The organism is Paenibacillus sp. 01L418, assembly GCF_056400045.1.
On record NZ_JBFTSN010000518.1, the window covers coordinates 1 to 4,034 of the forward strand.

The following is a 4,034-nucleotide window of genomic DNA, read 5'->3' on the forward strand; positions in this document are numbered from 1 at the left end:
CCCCCAATAACGCTTCCCTTTCCGATTGAAACACCCGGTAAAATGATAGCGCCGCTGCCGATCCAAACCCCATCTTCTATAACGACCGGCAAGGCAAACATTCCGCCTCCTTTGCGCATGACTGGGTGCACCGGATGGTTGGTTACAGCGATCGTTACATTTGGGCCAAACATCACGTCATTTCCAATCGTAACCTTATAGTCATCGACAACCGTTAAATTAAAGTTGATGTACACATTATTGCCTACCGTAGTATTCGAACCGTAGGACATACGAATTGGCGGTTCCATCCATACATTTTCACCCATGCTCCCAAAAAGCTGTTTCATCAGCAATTTCCGTCCATCCAAATCATCGGGATGCAATTGATTGATTTCATAGCACAGAGCTTTGCCACGCTGGCGCGCACGAGCTAGAGCTGCAGCTTCATCTGGGTAATTAGAATCGTGATCGGTAAACAATTGACCGTTTTTCATTCGCTCTTGAATATTCATGCATTAGTCTCCTCTGGACAAAATTTATATTTTTCATATATATGAAATGGGTATAAGCCGCTTTCTTTAACTAACTTGTTCAAAGTTTCTTGTAATATTGTTCAACCATTTGTATTGACGATAACGGATATAAGTAACAGGAAGCTTAACGACCTCATCTAAGCAAATTACGATATACAGCACGATGGGAGGTACGTGGTAAACAAAAGCACACAAGTAGCTGAGTGGTAATATTATGCCCCACATCACAACCGTATCGCACCAAAATCCAAATTTAGAATCGCCGCCAGCCGTAAATATTCCCGCAATGATCGTGGCATTCATCGACTTGGCAATACAATAAAAAGCACTGATATACAGCATGCCATCCAAGTAATTTTGTGCAGCAGTGTTCAAGCTCACGACAGAGAAAACCAGTGGTTTTAGCAGCAAAATCGTGAGTCCTGCAATAACTCCAAAAATCAGAGCGTACTGGCTCATCCGTTTACCCGCATGTTTCGCTTTTTCAATTTCTCCCTGCCCTAAATATTTTCCAATTAGTACAGATCCGCCGCTGGCAATGCCTCCACATAGTACAACAGCAAGGTTCTTGACCACGGATGCCACGGAATTCGCTGCCACCATATCTGAGCTTACATGGCCGATAATTGCGGCTGTCGCAGTTAAAGCTATGCCCCAAACAATATAATTGCCTTGGACAGGCAAAGTGTATTTCCAGAAATCCTTTAACAAATGACGCTGATTGCCTTTAGACGTAGGAAGTCGGAAGCGAATCGGTCCTCTGGTAACGGAATGTACAATACAGCAGGCAAGTTCAATGAAACGAGCTAAACCCGTTGAAAGGGCAACCGAAGCAACCGCGAGCTCCGGCTTCGTCGGAAAGAGAACAAAGATGCAGATTGCATTGAACAATATGTTCAAAATTAAGCATATAGAGCTAATCGAAGCACTCAGTCGTGCATTTTCCATGCTTCTGATTACGGTGAGATACATTTGCGAAAGGCCCATTGCAATATACGAGAACGAAAGCATTTTTAAGAACCTTGAACCATACTCTATCAATTCGTTATCCTTTGTAAAAAGTCGCATTAGCGTCTCCGGAACAAAAAACGTAACAGAAAAAAATATAACAGAGATAAATAACGAGAACATGCAGGCAATACTGAGCACGCGCTGTATCGTTTCTAAATCTTTCTTGCCCCAATACTGCGCAGTAAGAATACCTGCTCCCGTAGACATTCCCATGTAAAACAAGGTCAATGCAAAGGTAGTTTGGCCTGCGAGCGATACAGCCGACATCGCAGTTTGACTAATCATGCCCACCATGACCACATCTATTGAAATGACCAAAGCTGAGATCAGATTTTGCAATGCAATGGGAATCACGAGCATCATAAGCTCCCGATTAAAATCACGGTTCATGGGAGATGTTAGTTGCATACGATTTCTCACCTTATTTTATCCCCTCTCCTTCCTGTTCAATTGAATGATATCAATATAGAACAAAATTATTGTCCAATCTATTAAAATTGACTATATTATTATAAGAATCGTATATAGATCAAAGGAGAGTTCCGTTTGACTAAAAATTTAGAAGTGTTTTCGGATTTATCGGAACGCTTGGATTATAATCTTCCTGATTTACCTCTTTATATTCGAAAAGGAAGTCTGCATCAATTTAATAATTATGCTGCTGCAGCTCATTGGCATTTAGATGTAGAGTTCATTTATGTGCTAAAAGGATCAATGGATTTTTCTGTTAACGGACATATTACTCGCATAGAGCAAGGGAATGGAATTTTCGTGAATAGCCGCCGATTACATTTTGGTTTCTCCCAAGATCATATCGATTGTTTATTCATTGTTGTTGTCATTCACCCCGCCCTTCTTGGCGAAGGTGCATCCCCGCTTCAAACCTATTGGGACGAAAAATTCAATCAACTAACGGACGACTTTATATTGCTTACAAACCAAGTTGCATGGCAACAGAGCATATTGCTGTCTCTTCAAGCGATCTATGATGAAATGCACGATAGCAATTCCCCAAATCCGCTTCGTCTCACTTCACAGGCTTTATCTTTATGTGCTTTAACCGGAGATCACCTGCAACCGAAGGTAGGGCAATCTGAAGACATACAATTGTGGACAAATGTTCAGAAGATGACCAATTTCATCCGACAACACTATGATCAAAAAATAACGCTTGAAGATATATCATCGGCGGGTACTGTTTGCAGGAGTCGCTGCTGCACATTGTTTAATAAGTATGTAGGTCAAACCCCTAACACGTATCTCACTAGATATCGAATTCAGAAAAGTTGTGAAATGCTGACAGAAACAAAACGATCCATAAGTGAAATTGCACTGGCTTGCGGTTTCCAAAGCGGTAGTTACTTCACATCTATTTTCCGAAAACAACTAGGTTTAGTTCCACAAGATTATCGAAAACAGACAAAAAGTAACAATATATCTTACGGGGATTGACCACGACAAAATACAGTTCAACTGATGGATATTGTCAGCTCGTCCGAGATAAGGATTGCCTTCATGCTTTACTCTTTTAAAAAACAAATTTCGTTCCCGCCTTCATAAATAAACCGATAAGGCCACCGAAGTGATATGCTCCCCGTCACGGAATCCTATTTTTCTTGCTAATTTCATTTATCAGTTGATATGGAGTTATTTAATAATTGAGCAGATTATAGTTGTGGGAAACCGCATAGAATATTACCCTTACCTTTTACATATTGTTATGGCTTCTAGTTCAGAGTGGTATTATTTCAAATACAGTAAAAAGTAAGCCAACGGGTAACTATTGTTGAACAAATAAGGAGATGAAACTGGTTCTATACTGGAATTTACAAAGGCAGTTGTTCAAGCACTGGACTTATTGTTAAAGCAACATGGACGGGAAGGTTACAAAGAAAAATGGATTAATTATGACTTCCCTATGGATAACTACTTGAAGCTAAAAGGTTTCACATCGAATAAGGGTTACGCTAACCGGTAACGATAGTTGAAGACTAAAAGGGCTGCCACGTGGCAGCCCTTCGTCGTTACGCTAACGGGCAGTTTTGTATACTAAATTTGTGAGCGAGTTGGGGAGGGGATTAGTGGATGGATATTGAATGTATTACCAAATAACTTGTAAAGAGGTGTTGTGGATGCAAGTTGAAAAGATTATTTTACACTCTGAGTGGGGCAGGGATATTTCTCACAAACACATAAAAAATGATAACCCCTCAGTTGCTGTGTTTTTCCCTGGGCAGAATTACTCATGTGAATTACCTCTTTTATACTATACGGGCAGATCCGCATATGATGCGGGCCATGATCTATTAATGCTTGAATATGGCTACCAATCTGCGAGAACCGCTTTCGAAGAAGCTAAAGTTGATCAGTTGATTCATGAATGCTACACCTCAATAAACCAGATAATTAATGATTATAATGATGTCGTATTTGTCAGCAAAAGTCTTGGAACGTACATAGCTGGTAAGACAGCTGAATTATTTAAAGAAAGATCGATAAGACACATGT

The 4,034-nt window shown here is 40.4% G+C and carries 3 protein-coding genes and 1 pseudogene; 2 read left to right on the forward strand and 2 right to left on the reverse strand.

Annotated features, from left to right (window positions below; all coding sequences use genetic code 11):
• Both AC1DSE_RS31790 and AC1DSE_RS31795 read right to left on the reverse strand, forming a co-directional pair.
• A partial coding sequence (locus AC1DSE_RS31790) for a sugar O-acetyltransferase (RefSeq protein ID WP_477528796.1) occupies positions 1-494 on the reverse strand: 494 nt, incomplete at its 3' end.
• A 66-nt stretch (positions 495-560) separates the two neighbouring features.
• A complete protein-coding gene (locus AC1DSE_RS31795; RefSeq protein ID WP_477509971.1) occupies positions 561-1,946 on the reverse strand; it encodes an MATE family efflux transporter in 1,386 nt (461 codons plus the stop codon).
• A gap of 126 nt (positions 1,947-2,072) precedes the next feature.
• On the opposite strand from AC1DSE_RS31795, the gene AC1DSE_RS31800 reads away from it, so the two are divergent.
• Both AC1DSE_RS31800 and AC1DSE_RS31805 read left to right on the forward strand, forming a co-directional pair.
• Entirely contained in the window at positions 2,073-2,978 is a 906-nt protein-coding gene (locus AC1DSE_RS31800; RefSeq protein ID WP_477528797.1) for a helix-turn-helix domain-containing protein, read from the forward strand.
• A 680-nt stretch (positions 2,979-3,658) separates the two neighbouring features.
• Positions 3,659-4,034, forward strand: a pseudogene (locus tag AC1DSE_RS31805) (alpha/beta hydrolase); the annotation flags it as partial.